This window comes from Cupriavidus necator N-1 (assembly GCF_000219215.1).
In the GTDB taxonomy this organism is placed as follows: Bacteria; Pseudomonadota; Gammaproteobacteria; order Burkholderiales; family Burkholderiaceae; genus Cupriavidus; species Cupriavidus necator.
Window position 1 is genome coordinate 1140687 of record NC_015726.1, and the last position, 17672, is coordinate 1158358.

Annotated in this window: 13 protein-coding genes and 2 pseudogenes; 10 read left to right on the top strand and 5 right to left on the bottom strand. The window is 68.1% G+C overall.

Features of this window, described 5'->3' with window-relative positions; genetic code table 11:
• Positions 1-5 precede the first annotated feature (5 nt).
• A protein-coding gene (prfB, locus tag CNE_RS40940; protein ID WP_099045607.1) for a peptide chain release factor 2 occupies positions 6-1110 on the bottom strand; the annotation gives its coding sequence in 2 pieces (ribosomal slippage) (positions 6-1028 and positions 1030-1110; 1104 coding nt in all).
• A 192-nt stretch (positions 1111-1302) separates the two neighbouring features.
• On the opposite strand from prfB, the gene CNE_RS05425 reads away from it, so the two are divergent.
• Positions 1303-2013: a peptidoglycan DD-metalloendopeptidase family protein gene (locus CNE_RS05425; RefSeq protein ID WP_013956127.1), complete on the top strand. Its 711-nt coding sequence runs from the start codon at positions 1303-1305 to the stop codon at positions 2011-2013.
• A 26-nt stretch (positions 2014-2039) separates the two neighbouring features.
• On the opposite strand, the gene recJ is transcribed toward CNE_RS05425, so the two are convergent.
• Both recJ and CNE_RS05435 read right to left on the bottom strand, forming a co-directional pair.
• Positions 2040-3737, bottom strand: coding sequence for a single-stranded-DNA-specific exonuclease RecJ (gene recJ, locus CNE_RS05430; protein ID WP_013956128.1), 1698 nt, complete (start codon positions 3735-3737; stop codon positions 2040-2042).
• 61 nt (positions 3738-3798) lie between these two features.
• Positions 3799-4908, bottom strand: a complete 1110-nt coding sequence (locus tag CNE_RS05435; protein ID WP_013956129.1) for a hypothetical protein — start codon at positions 4906-4908, stop codon at positions 3799-3801.
• 147 nt (positions 4909-5055) lie between these two features.
• On the opposite strand from CNE_RS05435, the gene CNE_RS05440 reads away from it, so the two are divergent.
• Genes CNE_RS05440 through CNE_RS05450 form a run of 3 tightly spaced genes read left to right on the top strand, consistent with a single transcriptional unit; the run spans position 5056 to position 7913 of the window.
• Positions 5056-6306 carry a lipoprotein-releasing ABC transporter permease subunit gene (locus CNE_RS05440; protein ID WP_013956130.1) on the top strand — a complete coding sequence of 417 codons (1251 nt, stop codon included), beginning with the start codon at positions 5056-5058 and terminating at the stop codon, positions 6304-6306.
• Positions 6299-7039, top strand: coding sequence for a lipoprotein-releasing ABC transporter ATP-binding protein LolD (gene lolD, locus CNE_RS05445; RefSeq protein WP_013956131.1), 741 nt, complete (start codon positions 6299-6301; stop codon positions 7037-7039). The genes CNE_RS05440 and lolD overlap by 8 nt, the downstream gene beginning before the upstream one ends.
• 13 nt (positions 7040-7052) lie before the next feature.
• On the top strand, positions 7053-7913 hold the full coding sequence (locus CNE_RS05450) for a TatD family hydrolase (RefSeq protein WP_013956132.1): 861 nt from the start codon (positions 7053-7055) through the stop codon (positions 7911-7913).
• A gap of 73 nt (positions 7914-7986) precedes the next feature.
• Here the strand turns inward: CNE_RS05450 and tnpA are convergent.
• Positions 7987-8286, bottom strand: a pseudogene (gene tnpA / locus CNE_RS05455) (IS200/IS605 family transposase); the annotation flags it as partial.
• Positions 8287-8340: 54 nt separating this feature from the next.
• Between tnpA and CNE_RS05460 the strand changes: the two are divergent.
• Positions 8341-9501 (top strand): RNA-guided endonuclease InsQ/TnpB family protein, encoded by a 1161-nt coding sequence (locus tag CNE_RS05460; RefSeq protein ID WP_049800600.1) that lies wholly within the window; start codon positions 8341-8343, stop codon positions 9499-9501.
• 300 nt (positions 9502-9801) lie between these two features.
• A pseudogene (locus tag CNE_RS05465) lies at positions 9802-10995 on the top strand (ComEC/Rec2 family competence protein).
• Positions 10996-11105: 110 nt separating this feature from the next.
• Here CNE_RS05465 and CNE_RS05470 read toward each other — a convergent pair.
• On the bottom strand, positions 11106-12044 hold the full coding sequence (locus CNE_RS05470) for a MurR/RpiR family transcriptional regulator (RefSeq protein WP_013956134.1): 939 nt from the start codon (positions 12042-12044) through the stop codon (positions 11106-11108).
• 254 nt (positions 12045-12298) lie between these two features.
• Between CNE_RS05470 and edd the strand changes: the two genes are divergently transcribed.
• The 4 genes from edd to CNE_RS05490 all read left to right on the top strand — a co-directional run bounded on the left by edd (position 12299) and on the right by CNE_RS05490 (position 17672).
• A complete protein-coding gene (edd, locus tag CNE_RS05475; protein ID WP_013956135.1) occupies positions 12299-14194 on the top strand; it encodes a phosphogluconate dehydratase in 1896 nt (631 codons plus the stop codon).
• A gap of 149 nt (positions 14195-14343) precedes the next feature.
• Entirely contained in the window at positions 14344-14850 is a 507-nt protein-coding gene (locus CNE_RS05480; protein WP_041227830.1) for a gluconokinase, read from the top strand.
• Between the two features lie 325 nt (positions 14851-15175).
• Complete coding sequence (locus CNE_RS05485; protein ID WP_013956137.1) at positions 15176-16651, top strand: circularly permuted type 2 ATP-grasp protein; 1476 nt, start codon at positions 15176-15178, stop codon at positions 16649-16651.
• A gap of 67 nt (positions 16652-16718) precedes the next feature.
• Positions 16719-17672 (top strand): alpha-E domain-containing protein, encoded by a 954-nt coding sequence (locus CNE_RS05490; RefSeq protein WP_013956138.1) that lies wholly within the window; start codon positions 16719-16721, stop codon positions 17670-17672.

The window sequence follows — 17672 nt, forward strand, 5'->3', positions numbered from 1 at the left end:
CTGCCTTACAGTCCCTGCTTGAGGCTGGCCTCGATGAACGGGTCCAGGTCGCCGTCCAGCACCTTCTGGGTGTTGGACATTTCCACGTTGGTGCGCAGGTCCTTGATGCGGCTCTGGTCCAGCACGTAGGAGCGGATCTGGTGGCCCCAGCCCACGTCGGTCTTGCCGGCTTCGAGCTTGTCGGCCTCGGCCTGGCGTTTGCGCATCTCGTGCTCGTACAGGCGCGATTTCAGCATCGACATGGCTTCGGCACGGTTGCGGTGCTGCGAGCGGTCGTTCTGGCACTGCACCACGATACCGGTCGGGATGTGCGTGATCCGCACGGCCGAATCGGTCTTGTTGATGTGCTGGCCGCCCGCGCCCGAAGCGCGGTAGGTGTCAACGCGCAGGTCCGCCGGGTTGACCTCGACCTCGAACGAATCATCCACCTCGGGGTAGACGAACACCGACGAGAACGAGGTATGGCGCCCGCCCGACGAATCGAACGGCGACTTGCGCACCAGGCGGTGCACGCCCGTTTCCGTACGCAGGTAGCCGAAGGCGTATTCGCCCTCGATCTTGATGGTCGCGCTCTTGATGCCGGCCACGTCGCCTTCGGACTCTTCCAGCACCTCGGCCTTGAAGCCCTTGCGCTCGCAGTACTTCAGGTACTGGCGCAGCAGCATCGAGGCCCAGTCGCACGCTTCAGTGCCGCCGGCGCCGGCCTGGATGTCGATAAAGGCGTTTGCCTGGTCCATCTCGCCAGAGAACATGCGGCGGAATTCCATGCCCGCGACGATCTCCTCGAAGCCCTTGACGTCGGCCTCGATCGCTTCGAGGGTGTCGTCGTCGCCTTCTTCCCTGGCGAGCTCAAACAGCTCTTCGGCACCGCTGAGGTCGTCGGTGAGCTTGCTGAGCACGCTTACCACGCCCTCGATTGCCTTCTTTTCCTTGCCGAGGTCCTGGGCCCGCTTGGGGTTGTTCCAGACGTCGGGGTCTTCCAGCAAACCGTTGACTTCGTCCAGCCTTCCTACTTTGACATCGTAGTCAAAGATACCCCCGTAGATCTTCCGTCCGGGAACGGAGATCGGAGATGGCACCGGAGATGGCGTTGAGGCGTTCTGCTTCCATGATGTTCCTGCGCTTAGAAAACCCCGAATTATAGCGGATCGGCGCGGCAACCCGGGGCTTCCGGGCCGCCTCGGGCGGGCCGCGGACCGAACGGAATGGCCGCCGCGCGGTCTATCCGCCGGTGCCGGGCGACGCACGCGGCGATAATACGGGTCGCAAGCCGCTCCCCGGCTAGACAAAGAACAGGGACGAATGACGCAAACCAGACATGACATCGAGCCAGGCCGGCGCCGCGCGCTGGGCCTGCTGCTGGCCGCCGCGGCCGCGGTCGCGGCCGGCTGCGGTACCACGGGCGGGCCCGTGCCGGACGGCTACTACCGCGTTGAGCGCGGCGACACGCTGTATTCGATCGCGCGCAAGCACCGCCGCAGCGTGCGCGACCTGACCCGCTGGAACAGCGACATCACCAGCCCCAGCCAGATCGAGGTGGGCCAGCTGGTCCGCGTGCGGCCGCCGGGTGGCAGCGCCCCGGCCTCCACCGGCACCGACCAGACCGTGACCGATACGCCGCGCGTCGACAGCGGCTCGTCCAGGCCGCCCGCCAGCGGCATCCGCCTGCAGTGGCCGGCCGATGGCCGCGTCACCGGAGGCTACGCGCCGCCGGCCAGCAAGGGCCTGCGCATTGCCGTGCCAGCCAATGGCACGGTGCGCGCCGCCGCCGCGGGGCGCGCCATCCACGTGGGCAACCTGCGTGGCTACGGCATGCTGGTGATCGTCAAGCACAACGACGACTGGCTGACCGTCTACGGCAACCTCGACCAGCCGCTGGTCACCGAGGGCGCCTCGGTCGCGGCCGGACAGGACGTGGGCCGCATGGGCGCCAGCTCGAGCGAGCTGCATTTCGAGGTGCGCGGCAACGGCAAGCCGGTCGACCCGATGGCCTACCTGCCGTCGCGCGGCTAAACGGGGCTAACGCCCCCCGGAGCACGCTACTGCGCGTGCTCGATCACCAGTTGCACGCGGGTGACGCCGTTGAAGGTGTTGTTGTCGAGCCGGTAGGCCACCTGCGCGCTGGCACCGAGCGAGTCGGCGTGGTTGAACCAGATCGCATCAAAGCGCTGGCTGCCGCGCCCCAGCTGCAGCTTCAGGTGCTTGCCCTTGAGCACGCTCTGGCGCAGCACGTCGAACTCGCCGCAGAAGGTCGGCGCCGGGAAGCCCTGGCCCCATACCTGCTGCTCCAGCAGGGTGACGAATTCCGGGCTGAAGCACTGGTCCTCGATATCGCCGTCGGTCTCGATCACGCGCGCCAGCTGGTCGTCGGTCAGCCATTCGCGGCCGACCGCCTCGAAGGCTTCCTGGAACTCGGCAAAGCGCTCTGCGCGCACGGTCAGCCCGGCCGCCATGGCGTGGCCGCCGAACTTGAGCAGCATGCCGGGACGGCGCTTGGACACCAGGTCCAGCGCATCGCGCAGGTGGAAGCCGGGGATCGAGCGGCCCGAGCCCTTGACGGTGGTCTCGTCGCCGGGGGCGAAGGTGATGGTGGGGCGGTGGAACTTGTCTTTCAGACGCGACGCCACGATGCCGATCACGCCCTGGTGCCAGGTGTCGTTGAACACGCTGACGGTAAAGCGTGCCGACGGATCCGGGCCGGCCAGCGGCTGCTCCAGGATCTGCAGCGCCTCCTGCTGCATGCCGGCCTCGATGTCGCGCCGCTCGCGGTTCATACCGTCCAGCTCCTGGGCGATTTCCCAGGCGCGGTTGGCATCTTCGGTCAACAGGCATTCAATGCCCAGCGACATGTCCGCCAGCCGGCCGGCCGCGTTCAGGCGCGGACCCAGCCCGAAGCCCAGGTCGAAGGTATTGGCGCGCGCCGCCTCGCGCCCGGCGGCACGGAACAGCGCCGCTACGCCCGGCTGCATCCGTCCGGCGCGCATGCGGCGCAGGCCCTGCGCCACCAGGATGCGGTTGTTGGTGTCCAGCTTGACCACGTCGGCCACCGTGCCCAGCGCCACCAGGTCCAGCAGCGTCTGCAGCGGCGGTTGCGTGGCCTGGGTATAGACGCCGCGCTGGCGCAGTTCCGCGCGCAACGCGAGCAGCACATAGAACATCACGCCCACGCCCGCCAGGTTCTTGCTGGGGAATTCGCAGCCCGGCTGGTTCGGGTTGACGATCACCGCGGCCTGCGGCAGCTCAGATCCAGGCAGGTGGTGGTCGGTCACCACCACGTCGATGCCCAGCGCATTGGCCGCGGCCACGCCGTCGACGCTGGCGATGCCGTTGTCGACCGTGACGATCACGTCCGGCTGCTGCCTGGCCGCCAGTGCCACGATCTCCGGGGTCAGGCCGTAGCCGTACTCGAAGCGGTTCGGCACGATGTACTCCACCCGTGCGCCCAGCATGCGCAGCCCGCGTACGCCCACCGCGCAGGCGGTGGCGCCGTCGCAGTCATAGTCGGCGACGATCAGCAGGCGCTTGCCGGCGGCGATGGCGTCAGCCAGGTAGGCCGCGGCGTGGCCGATGCCCTTCATGGCCGCGGGCGGCACCAGTTCGGGCAAGTCGGTGGCAAGCTCGGCGGCGCGGGCCACGCCGCGCGCGGCCAGGATGCGGGCCAGCGTGGGGTGGAGGCCGGCGGCGGCCAGCGAGCTGGCGTGTTCGGGGGAAAACTGGCGGATGGCGATCCGGGTCATGGGCGGGGCGGCAGGTGATGTTTCGGTAGGGGCAGCGCGTGTCAGGCGGCTTCAAGCGGCTTTATGCGGCATAGGCTAGGTCGGACAGCAGCGCGCGCCAGTCGCCGCGCTGGCCCATGCTGCGCCAGAACTTGCGCAGGTCGGCGCGGCGCACGGTGAACTCGGCAAAGTGGTTCTCGCCGCCCAGCACCAGCGTAATGGCGCCGACCTGGCCGGCCACCAGCGCTTCCAGCGCCGGCGCGAACCAGTCGGCATCCAGCGCATGCATGCGGTCCAGCCACAGGCCCCAGTCTTCGGCGATATGGGCTTCGGTGGCGCTGTCGAGCATGGCCAGCACCGTGCCCTCCGTCCCGGCGGTGCCGGCCAGGCCGGCCGGCACCGGCAGCACGCGGCTGCCGGCGGCCAGCGCCAGCCCGCTCAGGAAGGGATCGTTGCTCAGCACCGTATCGGCCAGCCGCGGCACCGGCTGCAGCGCGCCGCCGCCGTACAGCCAGACCGAATTGACCGGCGCCTCGCCGGCGGCCTCGCGGGCCTGGTTGACGCGGTGGTCATGCCAGGTCATCTGGACCTCGTTCTGCAGGCGGCGCCAGTCGCGGGCGCGCTCGCCGGCCTGCATCCAGATATCGATATTGCGGCCCGCCGCGCGCAGCGGCGTGGTCGCCTCCAGCGGGCCGAATGCGGCCTCGGGCAGGTACCAGCGCTGCGGGCAGGGCGATTCCAGCGCGATGCCCGATTCCAGCAGCAGTGCGTCGATGGCGGCGCGCAGGGCGGTGGCTTCCTGCGGCCGGATGCCCAGTTGGGCGGGCGGCATCAGCACCAGGTGATCGCGCGCGGCATGGATGTGCACCGGCTGCAGGCAGGTCCAGGACTGGCCATCGGAGCTGGCGGGGACGGCGCCGCCACTGTCGGCCAGCCGCATATAGGGCGCCAGCGGCACCCGGACCGGGTCCAGCCCCGCCTTGCCGGCCAGCCAGCGCTCCTGCGGCAGGCTGCGCAGGAAGGGGTCTTCATGCCGCTCGCGCGGGCCGGGCTCGGCCCGGGTCAGCAACTTTCCGAGCGCCGGCAGCTCCAATTGCCGCAGCAGCGCGCCGGGAACGACATCGTCGCGGCCGTCGTCGCCGGCGCCCGGTGGGACGGAAAAGGGCACAATCAGGGTCAGGTGCGTCATCATGGTGGCGAGATTGTAAACTCCCGGCTGGCCGGCGCCAGTCCCGGGCGACGCCGTGGCGTGACCGGGACGGCGCCCGCCAAGGCTGCATGAGTGCCGCCAGCGCCCCCGGGGGGGCACCGGCGCTTTCCCGAAACAACAGGAATCCTCTTGAACTTTCCCTACGAGTGGCAGATCGGCTGGCGATATACCCGCGCAAGCAAGCGCGCCAGCCGCAATACCTTCATTTCGTTCATCTCGATGATCTCGATGTTCGGGATCGCCCTTGGCGTGGCCGCGCTGATCGTGGTGCTGTCGGTGATGAACGGGTTCCAGAAGGAAGTGCGCGACCGCATGCTGTCGGTGCTGGCGCATATCGAAGTGATCGGCCCGTCGGCGCTGCCGGACTGGCAGAAGACCGCCGCCGAGGCCTTGCAGAACAAGGAAGTGGTCGGCGCCGCGCCCTACGTCGCGGCCCAGGCCATGCTGACCCGCGACGACGCTGTGCGCGGCGTGCTGCTGCGCGGCGTGGAGCCGTCGCAGGAGCCCAAGGTCTCTGACATCGGCAACCAGTTCCGGGCCGGCAGCATGACGGCGCTGGCGCCGGGCGGCTTCGGCATTGCGCTGGGCAACGAGCTGGCCAACGCCATGGGCGTGCAGGTCGGCGACAAGGTCACGCTGGTGGCGCCGCAGGGCACCATGACGCCGGCGGGCGTGCTGCCGCGGCTCAAGCAGTTCACCGTGGTGGGCGTGTTCTCGTCCGGGCATTTCGAGTTCGACAGCGCGCTGGCGCTGGTCAACATGCACGACGCCGAGACCCTGTTCCGCCTGAGCGGCCCCACCGGCGTGCGCCTGAAGCTGCAGGACATGCAGCGCGCGCCGCAGGTGGCCAACGAGCTGGCCGGCACCATGTCGGGCGAGCTCTACCTGCGCGACTGGTCCAAGCAGAACCGCAACTGGTTTGCCGCGGTGCAGACCGAGAAGCGCATGATGTTCATCATCCTGACGCTGATCATCGCCGTGGCGGCATTCAACCTGGTGTCCACGCTGGTGATGACCGTCACCGACAAGCAGGCCGATATCGCCATCCTGCGCACCATGGGCGCGCAGCCGGGCTCGATCATGAAGATCTTTATCGTGCAGGGCGTGGCCATCGGCTTTATCGGCACCATCCTGGGCGTGGCCGGCGGCACGCTGATCGCCACCAATATCGACGTTATCGTGCCTTTCATCGAGCGGCTGCTGCACGTGCAGTTCCTGCCGCGCGACATCTATTTCATCAGCGAACTGCCTTCGGATCCCCGCGTGAACGACATCGCCACCATCGGCATCATTTCCTTTGTGCTGGCCACGCTGGCCACGCTCTATCCCAGCTGGCGTGCCGCCCGCGTCAACCCGGCGGAGGCGCTGCGCTATGAGTGAAGCCGTGTTGCACGCCGATACCCCCACGCCCGCCGCGGACCAGCCGCGCACCGGCTCGCCGGTGCTGGTGGCCGAGGGCCTGACCAAGCGTTTCCGCCAGGGCGAACTCGATGTGGACGTGCTGCGCGGCGTCGACGTGCGCGTCAATGCCGGAGAGAAGGTTGCCATCGTCGGCGCCTCGGGCTCGGGCAAGAGCACGCTGCTGCATGTGCTGGGCGGGCTGGATGAGCCCGACTCCGGCCGCGTCGCGCTGCTCGGCAAGCCCTTCACGGCGCTGCGTGAACGCGAGCGCAACGTGGTGCGCAACCGCCAGCTGGGCTTCGTCTACCAGTTCCACCACCTGCTGCCGGAATTCACCGCGCTGGACAACGTGGCGATGCCGATGCGTATCCGCGGCCTGACCCAGCATGACGCGCGCGGCGTGGCGCAGGCCATGCTGGAGCGCGTGGGCCTGGGCGGGCGCGCGAAGCACCGCCCGGGCGAGCTGTCCGGCGGCGAGCGCCAGCGCGTGGCCATCGCGCGCGCGCTGGTAGGGCAGCCGGCCTGCGTGCTGGCCGACGAACCCACCGGCAATCTCGACGACCACACCGCCGGCGGCGTCTATGACCTGATGCTGGAACTGTCGCGCACGCTCGGCACCAGCTTCATCATCGTCACCCACGACCTGGACCTGGCCGGCCGCTGCGACCGCGTGCTGCGGCTGCGCGACGGGCACCTGCACCAGGAACGCTGAGCCGGGCCGGCCCATGTGGATCGACACTCATTGCCACCTCGACGCCAGCGAGTTCGACGCTGACCGCCAGCAGGTGGCCGACGCGGCCGAGGCTGCCGGCGTGCGCGGCATCGTGGTGCCGGCGGTGGCCGTCTGGAACTTCGATGCCGTGCGCGCGCTGGCGCGCCACGATGCGCGCTGCGTCTATGCACTCGGCATCCATCCGCTGTGCTCGCCCGGCGCCGGCCAGGCCGACCTTGACACGCTGCGGCGCGAGGTGGCGGCCAGCATGGGCGACCCGCGCTTTGTCGGCATCGGCGAGATCGGGCTCGACTTCTTCGTCGCGGGGCTGGATGCGGAGCACCAGACCTGGCTCTACGCGGAGCAGCTGAAGATCGCGCGGGAATTTGACCTGCCGGTGCTGCTGCATGTGCGCAAGTCACAGGACCAGGTTGGCGCGCAGCTGCGCAAGCTGGGCGTGAAGCGCGGCATTGCCCACGCTTTCAACGGCAGCAATGAACAGGCGCGGCGCTTTGTCGAGCAGGGCCTGAAGCTCGGCTTCGGCGGCAATGTCACCTTCAGCCGTGCGCGGCAGATCCGCCGGCTGGCGACGGAGCTGCCGCTGGAGGCGCTGGTGCTGGAAACCGACGCACCCGACATGGCGCCGGCGTGGCTGTCTGACGATCAGTTCGGCGAACAGCACAAGGCGCGCAACTCGCCCGCGGAGGTGGCGGGCGTAGCCCGTGTGATGGCGGAATTGCGCGGCATCGATGCGATGGCGCTGGCGCAGGCGACATGGCGCAATGCCGTGGATGCGATGCCGCGGCTGGCAGCGTTTGCGGACACCATGGCGCCTCCGGTTTCCGCCGGACACACAACTTCCAATTCTTCTTGACCAGGTGCGCGGCAAGCCTCGGCCTTTAGGCCGGAGAAGGATAGCGCGGACGCCGTCGGCGTCCTTTCGGCGGCTAATGCGGCGTCTGTTGTTGCTCAATGTATTGGCGGATGATCTCGATGGGCGCACCGCCGCAGCTCCCTGCGAAGTAAGACGGCGACCACAGCGCACCGCCCCATAGCTTCTTGCTGATGCTCGGGTAGTTCTTCTTTCGGATCATACGGCTGGATACCCCTTTCAAGCTGTTTACCAGTGCGGACACAGCGACCTTTGGCGGGTAGTTCACAAGAAGGTGAACGTGATCGTCCTCCCCATCGAACTCCACCAGTTCAGCTTCGAAATCTGCGCAAACGCCGGTAAATATGTCGCGCAGGTCCTCTGCCGAATGTCATTGTCGTCGCTCATAGGCCAAGAGTATGATTGGGCCATGCAGCGTCTTCAAGCCTTCAAATACGAATTGATGCCGAACGGCGAGCAGCAGCGCAACATGCGCCGTTATGCCGGATCGTGCCGGTTCGTCTATAACAAGGCGCTGGCGTTGCAGAAACAGCGTTACGATCAAGGCGAAAAGAAGCTCAGCTATGCCGGTCTGTGTAAGCAACTCACGGAGTGGCGCAACAGCACGGAAACAGCATGGCTGGCCGATGCACCAGTCCATCCTCTTCAACAGACGCTCAAGGACTTGGAGCGGGCCTACACAAATTTCTTCGCAAAACGGGCCGACTTCCCGCGTTTCAAGAAGAAGGGTCTGGGCGACAGTTTCCGCTATCCCGACCAGAAGCAAATCAAGCTTGATCAGACCAACTCGCGTATCTTTTTGCCCAAGCTGGGCTGGCTGCGATACAGGAACAGCCGCGACGTACTCGGTGAGGTACGCAATGCCTGCGTCAGTCTTTCGGGCGGCAAGTGGTTTGTTTCGATCCAGACTGAGCGGAAGGTCGAGCGACCTGTGCCGAAAGCCACCAGCGCCATCGGCATCGACATGGGCATCGCTCGCTTTGCCACCATGAGCGATGGCACTTTCCTCGCGCCGCTCAACAGCTTTAGGAAGCACGAAGCCAGACTGCGCCGTGCGCAGCGGGCGATGAGCCGCAAGGCGAAATTCAGCAACAACTGGAAGAAGTCCAAGGCCCGAATCCAGCGTATCCACGCACGCATCGGTAACGCCCGCCTCGACTACCTGCACAAAGCCACGACCACGATCAGCGAAAATCAAGCGATGGTGTGTATCGAGGACCTGAAGGTACGGAACATGTCCAAGTCAGCGGCCGGTTCAAGCGGGCAACCGGGCAAGAACGTCAGGGCCAAGTCCGGCCTGAACAAGGCCATCCTCGATCAGGGTTGGTACGAGTTCGGGCGTCAACTGGAATACAAGCTAGCGTGGAATGGCGGCTGGCTAATAGCTGTGCCGCCACAGCACACCAGTCGCACGTGCCCTTGCTGCGGGCATGTATCTGCCGAGAACCGGCAGAGCCAGGCGAGCTTCGCCTGTGTGGCATGCGGCTATGCGAATCACGCCGACGTGGTCGGCGCGATCAACATTTTGGCGCGGGGGCACCGCGTTGCAGCCTGTGGAGAGTCGGCGTAGTCAAGCCGCTCTACGAAGCAGGAACCCACCGAAGTGACTACGTAGAGCATCACGTAGCGCCGTAGGAATCCTCGTCCTTTCCGCCGTAAGGCGGCAGCCGAAGGCTGAGGACGGGGGGGATGTCAATACGCCTATTGGCTGCTGGCGCAAGGCTATGGCGCCACCGGCTATGTGCGCAGTGCGCAGGGCCCGCTCCAGGATGTGTCAGGAGAGCGGCTGGCGCGGCAAATAGAAGCCTGGCGCGCCGCCGTGCGCGATCACCTGCGCGCGGCACTGCCGGCCGATGCGCGCTTCGGTCCGGTGCTGATCGCACTGGTCATTGGCGACCAGCGTGGCATCGACGCGGACGACTGGCAACTGTTCCAGCGCACCGGCGTCAGCCACCTGGTTGCGATCTCCGGGCTGCATATCACCATGATCGCCGGCATGGCGGCGTCGCTTGCCGGGCTGCTGTGGCGGCATTCGTTCTGACTCGGCCGCTGGCTGCGCCGGCCGTTGCCGCTGTGGCTGCCGGCCCGGCAGGCCGCGCTGGTGGCGGCCGTGGCCAGCGCGCTGGCTTACGGATTGCTGGCCGGCATGCAGATCCCGGCGCTGCGCACCGTGGCCATGCTCTGCGTGGCGGCCATTGCGGTGTGGGGTGCGCGTGCGCCGCCCGCCTCGGTGGCGCTGGCCTGGGCGGCGCTGGTGGCATTGCTGCTGGATCCGTGGGCGGTGATGTTGCCCGGCTTCTGGCTGTCCTTCGGCGCGGTGGTGGTGATCTTCTTCGCGGCCCGGCCCGGGCGGGATGCTTCGACGCAAGGGCGTTGGCAACGCATGCGTTCCACGCTCGCCGCCGGGGCGCGCACGCAGTGGGCCGTGACCATCGGGCTGGTGCTGCTGACGTTGGTGCTGTTCGGCCAGGTATCGGTGGTGTCGCCGTTGGTCAATGCGGTGGCGATTCCGCTCGTCAGCCTGGTGGTGACGCCGCTGGCATTGCTCGGCGCGGCCTTGCCGATGGCACTGGCCGGGCCGGTGCTGGCGGTGGCCCACCTGGCCATGGTGGCGCTGGCCGCGGTGCTGGGCTGGCTTTCCGCGCTGCCATGGGCGATGTGGGAAGCGGCCAGCGCGGGGCCGTTGGCGCTGGTGCTGGCCGCGCTCGGGGTCGGGCTGCTGGTCGCGCCGGTCGCCACCGCGCGCGTGCGCCTGCACGGCGGGCTAGCGGTTGGCATAACCCAGCTGGAACACCGCCGCCGACGGGCGCACCGCCTCCAGCCAGGCTGCGCCGGACGAGGTGCCGCTGCCATGGTGGGCCACCACCAGCACGTCGGCACGCAGCGCCTCGGCCGGCAACCTGTCGATCAACGCACGCTTGCGCTTTACCGTGCTGCATCCGCTCGCGGAGCAGGCGCAGCAGGCCGCCATTGCCAGCAATGCGCGCAGCTGCGTTCGCCACCCGACTGGCGAAGTGTGGGAGCGCTGCGGCCGCGCGGGTGTCCTGCGCTACCGGACCGATGAAACCGGCGCGGTGACCATGGACACCGCGCCCGGGGGCTTTGCGTTGTCAATGTTCCGGCAGGCGCAGCCGCGCTACTGGCGGGCGCGACCGCCGGCGCCGCGTTAGCGAGTCAGCTGGCCTTGCGGCGGCGCGTGCGGGTGGCGGGCGTGGCTGGCTCGGCCGCAGCGGGCCTGGCGCGGCTTCGTGCCGGCGGTACTGGCCGGGCCGGCTCCGCACCGGCGATGCGCCGTTCGCGCAGATGCGCCTTGGCGCGCTGCAGGCGGGGGGCGACGGTGTCCGCGCGCGCCAGCGCCACGCCGGCGGCCAGGACGTCGCCCAGCACCAGGTGGCTGATGCGCGAGGTCATCGGCGTGTAGACCTCGCTGTCTTCCTCGACGTCGGAAAACACACACACGTCGGCCAGCCGAGCCAGCGGCGAGCCGCTGTGCGTGATCGCCAGCACGCTGGCGCCGCTGCTGCGCGCCAGCGTGGCGGCGGTCAGCATGTCCCAGGTGCGGCCGCTGTTGGAGACCAGCACGGCCACGTCGCCACGGGCGAGCAGCGCGGCCGACATGCTGAACACATGCGGGTCGGAATACGCAACGGTCGGCATGCCCAGGCGGAAGAACTTGTGCTGGATATCCAGCGCGACGATGCCGGAGTTGCCGCAGCCGTAGAACTCGATGCGCCGCGCGCCGGCGAGCAGCTGGATGCCATGCTCGATCTGGTCGGCGGAGAGCGCATTGCGCACGCTCATCAGCGTGGCAATGGTGCGGTCGAAGACCTTGCCGGCGATGTCCGCGGGGCGGTCGTCGGCCGCTACGTCCTGGTGCACGAAGGGCGTGCCGCCACCGACGTTCTGCGCGAACTGCAGCTTGAATTCGCGGAAGCCGTCGTAGCCCAGCGCCGCGCAGAAGCGCGCGATGGTGGGCTGCGACACGCCGGCGCGCTCAGCCAGTTCGGGCATCGACAGCCGGATCACGGCGGCGCCATGCCGGGCGACATAGTCGGCCAGGCGGCGTTCAGAAGGGCGGAGCGTGTCGTAGACGGCTAGGATTCGGTCGCGCATGGCGGCGGGGTGGCAGTGTCGGGGGTTCGGATATGTAGAGATTCTACATCGGATGGCGCCGCATCTTGCCCGAAATGGTGCGTCGTCCGCCCTGGGGGTTTGCCCTGATTCCGGGAATTTCTGCGCAATTGTGATGCATGAGCGGGTCGACGGCGCGCTTGTGCTCGGTATAATGGCAGCGATCTGTAGAAAATCTACATGCGATGGCGCGGCATTGCCGCGCTGCCACCCAGCCCACAAGGAACGTCTCCGCCATGCCTTCTGCCGTCCATGCCGAGCTTCTTGCCGTCACCGAGCGCATCGTTGCGCGCAGCCGCGCCAGCCGTGCAGCCTACCTTGCCCGCTGCGAGCGCGCGCAGGCTGAACTGGGGCCGCTGCGCGGCATGTCCTGCGCAAACCTGGCGCACGGCTTTGCCGCACTGCCGGCCAACGACAAGCTGAAGCTGCGCGTCGACCATGCGCCCAACCTGGGCATCGTCACCGCGTACAACGACATGCTGTCGGCGCACCAGCCGTACGAGCGCTACCCCGCCGTGATCCGCGAGGCCGCGCGCGCGGTCGGTGCGGTGGCGCAGGTGGCTGGCGGCGTGCCGGCGATGTGCGACGGCATCACGCAGGGCAACCCGGGCATGGAGCTGTCGCTGTTCTCGCGCGATGCGATTGCCATGGGCACCGCGGTGGCGCTGTCGCACAACACCTTTGATGCGGCCCTGATGCTGGGCGTGTGCGACAAGATCGTGCCGGGACTGCTGATGGGCGCGCTGCAGTTCGGCCACCTGCCGATGGTGTTCGTGCCGGCGGGCCCGATGGCCAGCGGGCTGCCCAACAAGGAGAAGGCGCGCGTGCGCCAGCTATACGCCACCGGCCAGGTCGGGCGCGATGCGCTGCTCGAGGCCGAATGCCAGGCCTACCACGGCGCCGGCACCTGCACCTTCTACGGCACCGCCAACAGCAACCAGTTCCTGATGGAAATCATGGGCCTGCACCTGCCGGGCGCGGCCTTCGTGCACCCGGACAGCGGCCTGCGCGATGCGCTGACCGCGGCGGCCGCGCAACGCGCGATCGCCCTGCGCGCGCGCGGCGACGAATACCTGCCGCTGGCGCGCATCGTTGACGAACGCGCCATTGCCAACGCCATGGTCGGCCTGCTGGCGACCGGCGGCTCCACCAACCACACCATCCACCTGGTGGCGATGGCGCGCGCCGCGGGCATCGTCATCGACTGGAATGATTTCGACCTGCTGTCACGCATCACGCCGCTGCTGGCGCGCGTCTACCCGAATGGCTCGGCCGATGTGAACCACTTCCATGCCGCGGGCGGCGCCGGCTTCGTCATCCGCGAACTGCTGCAGGCCGGTCTGCTGCACGAGGACGTGCAGACCGTGGCCGGCCCCGGGCTGGCCCGCTATGCGCAGGAGCCGGTGATGACCGACGGCGTGCTGCGCTGGCGCGACGGCGCGGCGCACAGCGGCGACGCGCAGGTGCTGGCGACGGCCGCGGAGCCTTTCTCGGCCGAGGGCGGGTTGCGGCTGATGCAGGGCAACTTGGGCCGCGGCGTGATCAAGGTCTCGGCGGTGGCGCCGGAGCACCGCGTGGTCGAAGCCCCGGTGCGGGTGTTCGATGCGCAGGAGGCGCTGCAGGCGGCCTTCGATGCGGGCGAGCTGACCGGCGACCTGGTCGCGGTGGTGCGTTTCCAGGGGCCGAACGCCAACGGCATGCCCGAGCTGCACCGCCTGACTCCGGTGCTGGGCGCGCTGCAGGACGCCGGCCACAAGGTGGCGCTGGTGACCGACGGCCGCATGTCCGGCGCGTCGGGGAAGGTGCCGGCGGTGATCCACGTCGGCCCCGAGGCGCTGGCCGGCGGCGCGCTGGCGCGCGTGCGCGATGGCGACCGCATCCGTGTCGATGCCGTTGCCGGCACGCTGCAGTGGCTGGGCGACGAAGGCGAATTCGCGGCGCGCGAACTGGCCGCGGCGCCGGACGACGATTTCGCGCAATTCAGCCTGGGGCGCGGCCTGTTCGGCCTGTTCCGGCGCCACGCGCGCATCGCGGAAGAGGGCGGCAGCGCACTTGACCTGTCCGAGGCGGATGCCGAGGCCGGCGCAGGCCGGCGCCAACGTACCGCAGCGGCGCAATCCGTCGCACAATAGCCAGGCCTGAGGCCGATTTTCCCCTGAAGTTTCCTGCGGGGCGGCAGCGCCCCCGGGCGTCCTTGCGCCGCCGCAAGGACGCCCAGCTGGACCGACAAGGACAGACAAGGATGGCGACACCATCCGATACCAAGACCGACGGAGCAGACATGATCTATATCCTGATGGGCGTTTCCGGCAGCGGCAAGACCACGGTCGGCCAGTTGCTGGCGCAGCGCCTGGGCTGCGGCTTCCATGACGCCGATGCATTCCACAGCGACGCCAACAAGGCCAAGATGCACGCGGGCATCCCGCTGACCGACGAAGACCGCTGGCCGTGGCTGGCGGCCATGCGTGCCGCCATCGACGCGGCCCGGGCCGAAGGCCGCACCCAAGTGTTCACCTGCTCGGCATTGCGCCAGGCCTACCGCGACCGGCTGACTCCGCCCGACGGCGGCGTGACCTTCGTCTTCATGAAGGGCGACGCATCGCTGATCGGCACGCGCCTGTCCGCGCGCACGGAACACTTCTTCAACCCCGACCTGCTGCAAAGCCAGTTCGATACGCTGGAAGAGCCCAGCGACGCGCTGGTGCTCGACATCCGCCAGTCCCCCGAGGCGCTGGTCGCCACCATCCTGCAGGCCACGGTGTCGCAGGGCGCCGGCGCGGCGCGCTGACCGCGCCGGCCGTTCCGGTCGGCTCGTTCCCGCGCAGCCCGCAAGCGGCCGCCAGCCTGGCTGGCGGCCGTTTTTGCGTGCGCTGGCAGACATCTTGCTAGTTCACTTTCCGTGCCGGCCGGCACCCGCCAGCTTGCGGGATTCGCCGGTACGGGTATGCTGAAAGGGCCAGTGACTCGACAGTATCGCCGTGGGCGCCCCGAACGGGCAGGCGCGGCGGGCTGGGGACAGGAAAGCCAGGGCAAAACCAGGGCAGCCGGTAGCGACCACGAAGTCGCAATGAAGCGGTAGCACCGGAAGCCCGCGACATGGAGGAACGGCCATCATGGCGGGGCGGTATTTCGACGAGATGCTGGACTGGCGCACGGACGGGGCGCAATTAGTCATCCAGGCGGGGCAGGCATTGCCTGAAGGCGCGGTGCGCCCGCATTACCGGCATTTCGCTGACTGGCTGGCGCGGCAGTCTGAAAGCACGATGGGCAACAAGCGCGCCGAGGCCGACCTGATCTTCCGGCGCGTGGGCATTACCTTTGCCGTCTACGGCGACAAGGATGAGGCCAACAGCGGCACCGAACGCACCATTCCGTTCGACGTGGTCCCGCGCATCTTCCCGGCCAGCGAATGGGCGCTGCTGGAAAAGGGCCTGCGTCAGCGCGTGGCCGCGCTCAACCGCTTTGTCCACGATATCTACCACGGCCAGGACATCATCCGCGCCGGCGTGATCCCACCCGACCAGATCTACAACAACGCCCAGTACCGGCCCGAGATGCTCGGCGTCAACGTGCCGCACGACATCTATGCGCACGTGGCCGGCATCGATGTGGTGCGCGCCGGCGAGGGCGAGTTCTACGTGCTGGAAGACAACCTGCGCGTGCCCTCGGGCGTGTCGTACATGCTGGAAAACCGCAAGATGATGATGCGGTTGTTCCCGGATCTGTTCGCGCGCAACCGCGTGGCGCCGGTGGCCCACTATCCTGACCTGTTGCTCGACATGCTGCGCGGGGTGTCGCCGCAGGCCATTGCCGATCCTACCGTGGTGGTGCTGACACCGGGCATGTACAACTCGGCGTACTTCGAGCATGCCTTCCTGGCGCAGCAGATGGGCGTGGAGCTGGTCGAAGGCAGCGATCTCTTCGTCGAGGACGACCACCTGTTCATGCGCACCACGCAGGGCCCGCAGCGCATCGACGTGATCTACCGCCGCGTCGACGACGACTTCCTCGACCCGCTGGTGTTCCGCCACGATTCCTCGCTGGGCGCGGCCGGCCTGCTGTCGGTCTACCGCGCCGGCAACGTGACCATCTGCAATGCCATTGGCACGGGCGTGGCCGACGACAAGTCGATCTATCCGTACGTGCCCGACATGATCCGCTTCTACCTGGGCGAAGAGGCGATCCTCAGCAACGTGCCGACCTATATGTGCCGACGCCCGGACGACCTGCAGTACGTGCTGGACCATATGGAAGAACTGGTGGTCAAGGAGACCCACGGCGCCGGCGGCTACGGCATGCTGGTCGGCCCGGCCGCGACGCGGGCCGAGATCGATGCCTTCCGCGAAGTAGTGAGGGCGCGCCCGGAGCAGTACATCGCGCAGCCGACGCTGGCGCTGTCGACCTGCCCGACCTATGTGGAGTCGGGCATCGCGCCGCGCCATATCGACCTGCGCCCGTTCGTGCTGTCGGGCAAGGAGGTGCGCATGGTGCCCGGCGGCCTGACCCGCGTGGCGCTGCGCGAAGGCTCGCTGGTGGTGAATTCCTCGCAAGGGGGCGGCACCAAGGACACCTGGGTGCTGGAACGATGAACGCGAACCACGTGATGACCGCCGCAATGACCGCCATGGCGACCGCCGCCATGCCAGGAGAGCCCGCATGCTGAGCCGCACCGCCGACCACCTGTTCTGGATGGCCCGCTACACCGAGCGCGCGGAGAACACCGCGCGCATGCTCGACGTCAACTACCAGACCTCGCTCCTGCCGCAATCGGCCGAGGTGGCCGAGCAGGGCTGGTGGGCCATGCTCGATATCTCCGAGCTGACCGACGTCTTCGACCACAAGTACGGGCTGCTGTCGCGCGACGATGTGATCGACTTCATGGTGCGCGACATGACCAACGCCTCGTCCATCATGAGCTGCCTGCGCGCGGCGCGCGAGAACGCGCGCGCGGTGCGCGGGTCGCTGACCACCGAGGTCTGGGAGACCGTCAACACCACCTGGCTGGAGGTGCAGCGCCTGATCGCCGACGGCGTGCTGAAGGAAGACCCGTCGCGCTTCTTCGAATGGGTCAAGTTCCGCTCGCACCTGGCGCGCGGGGTGCAGTTCGGCACCATGCTCAAGGACGATGCCTTCCACTTCATGCGGCTGGGCACGTTCCTGGAGCGCGCCGACAACACCGCGCGGATCCTCGACGTCAAGTTCCAGGCATCGGGCAGCGACGAGAGCGATGCCAACCGCGACCAGAACGATTTCTATCACTGGGCCGCGGTGCTGCGCTCGGTATCGGGCTTCGAGGTCTACCGCAAGGTCTATCGCGCGGTCATTACGCCGCAGCGCGTGGCCGAGCTGCTGATCCTGCGGCCCGACATGCCGCGCTCGCTGGTGTCGAGCATGGACGAGGTGGTGGCCATCCTGCACACGGTGCGCAACCAGCAGTCGGCGGAAACCGAGCGCCAGGCTGGTAAACTCCACGCCGACCTGAAGTACGCGCGCATCGACGACATTTTCGCTGTCGGCCTGCACGCGTACCTGACCAGCTTCCTGGAGCGCATCGGCGATCTCGGCAATGGCATCAGCCGGGACTTCCTCGTGCCGCTGCTGGCTGCCTGA

Excerpts from the sequence above, each read along its gene's own strand:
- CNE_RS05425 (WP_013956127.1), top strand. The coding sequence starts at position 1,303 with ATGACGCAAACCAGACATGACATCGAGCCAGGCCGGCGCCGCGCGCTG.
- recJ (WP_013956128.1), bottom strand. The coding sequence starts at position 3,737 with ATGACCCGGATCGCCATCCGCCAGTTTTCCCCCGAACACGCCAGCTCG.
- CNE_RS05435 (WP_013956129.1), bottom strand. The coding sequence starts at position 4,908 with ATGATGACGCACCTGACCCTGATTGTGCCCTTTTCCGTCCCACCGGGC.
- lolD (WP_013956131.1), top strand. The coding sequence starts at position 6,299 with ATGAGTGAAGCCGTGTTGCACGCCGATACCCCCACGCCCGCCGCGGAC.
- CNE_RS05450 (WP_013956132.1), top strand. The coding sequence starts at position 7,053 with ATGTGGATCGACACTCATTGCCACCTCGACGCCAGCGAGTTCGACGCT.
- CNE_RS05460 (WP_049800600.1), top strand. The coding sequence starts at position 8,341 with ATGCAGCGTCTTCAAGCCTTCAAATACGAATTGATGCCGAACGGCGAG.
- CNE_RS05470 (WP_013956134.1), bottom strand. The coding sequence starts at position 12,044 with ATGCGCGACCGAATCCTAGCCGTCTACGACACGCTCCGCCCTTCTGAA.
- edd (WP_013956135.1), top strand. The coding sequence starts at position 12,299 with ATGCCTTCTGCCGTCCATGCCGAGCTTCTTGCCGTCACCGAGCGCATC.
- CNE_RS05480 (WP_041227830.1), top strand. The coding sequence starts at position 14,344 with ATGATCTATATCCTGATGGGCGTTTCCGGCAGCGGCAAGACCACGGTC.
- CNE_RS05485 (WP_013956137.1), top strand. The coding sequence starts at position 15,176 with ATGGCGGGGCGGTATTTCGACGAGATGCTGGACTGGCGCACGGACGGG.
- CNE_RS05490 (WP_013956138.1), top strand. The coding sequence starts at position 16,719 with ATGCTGAGCCGCACCGCCGACCACCTGTTCTGGATGGCCCGCTACACC.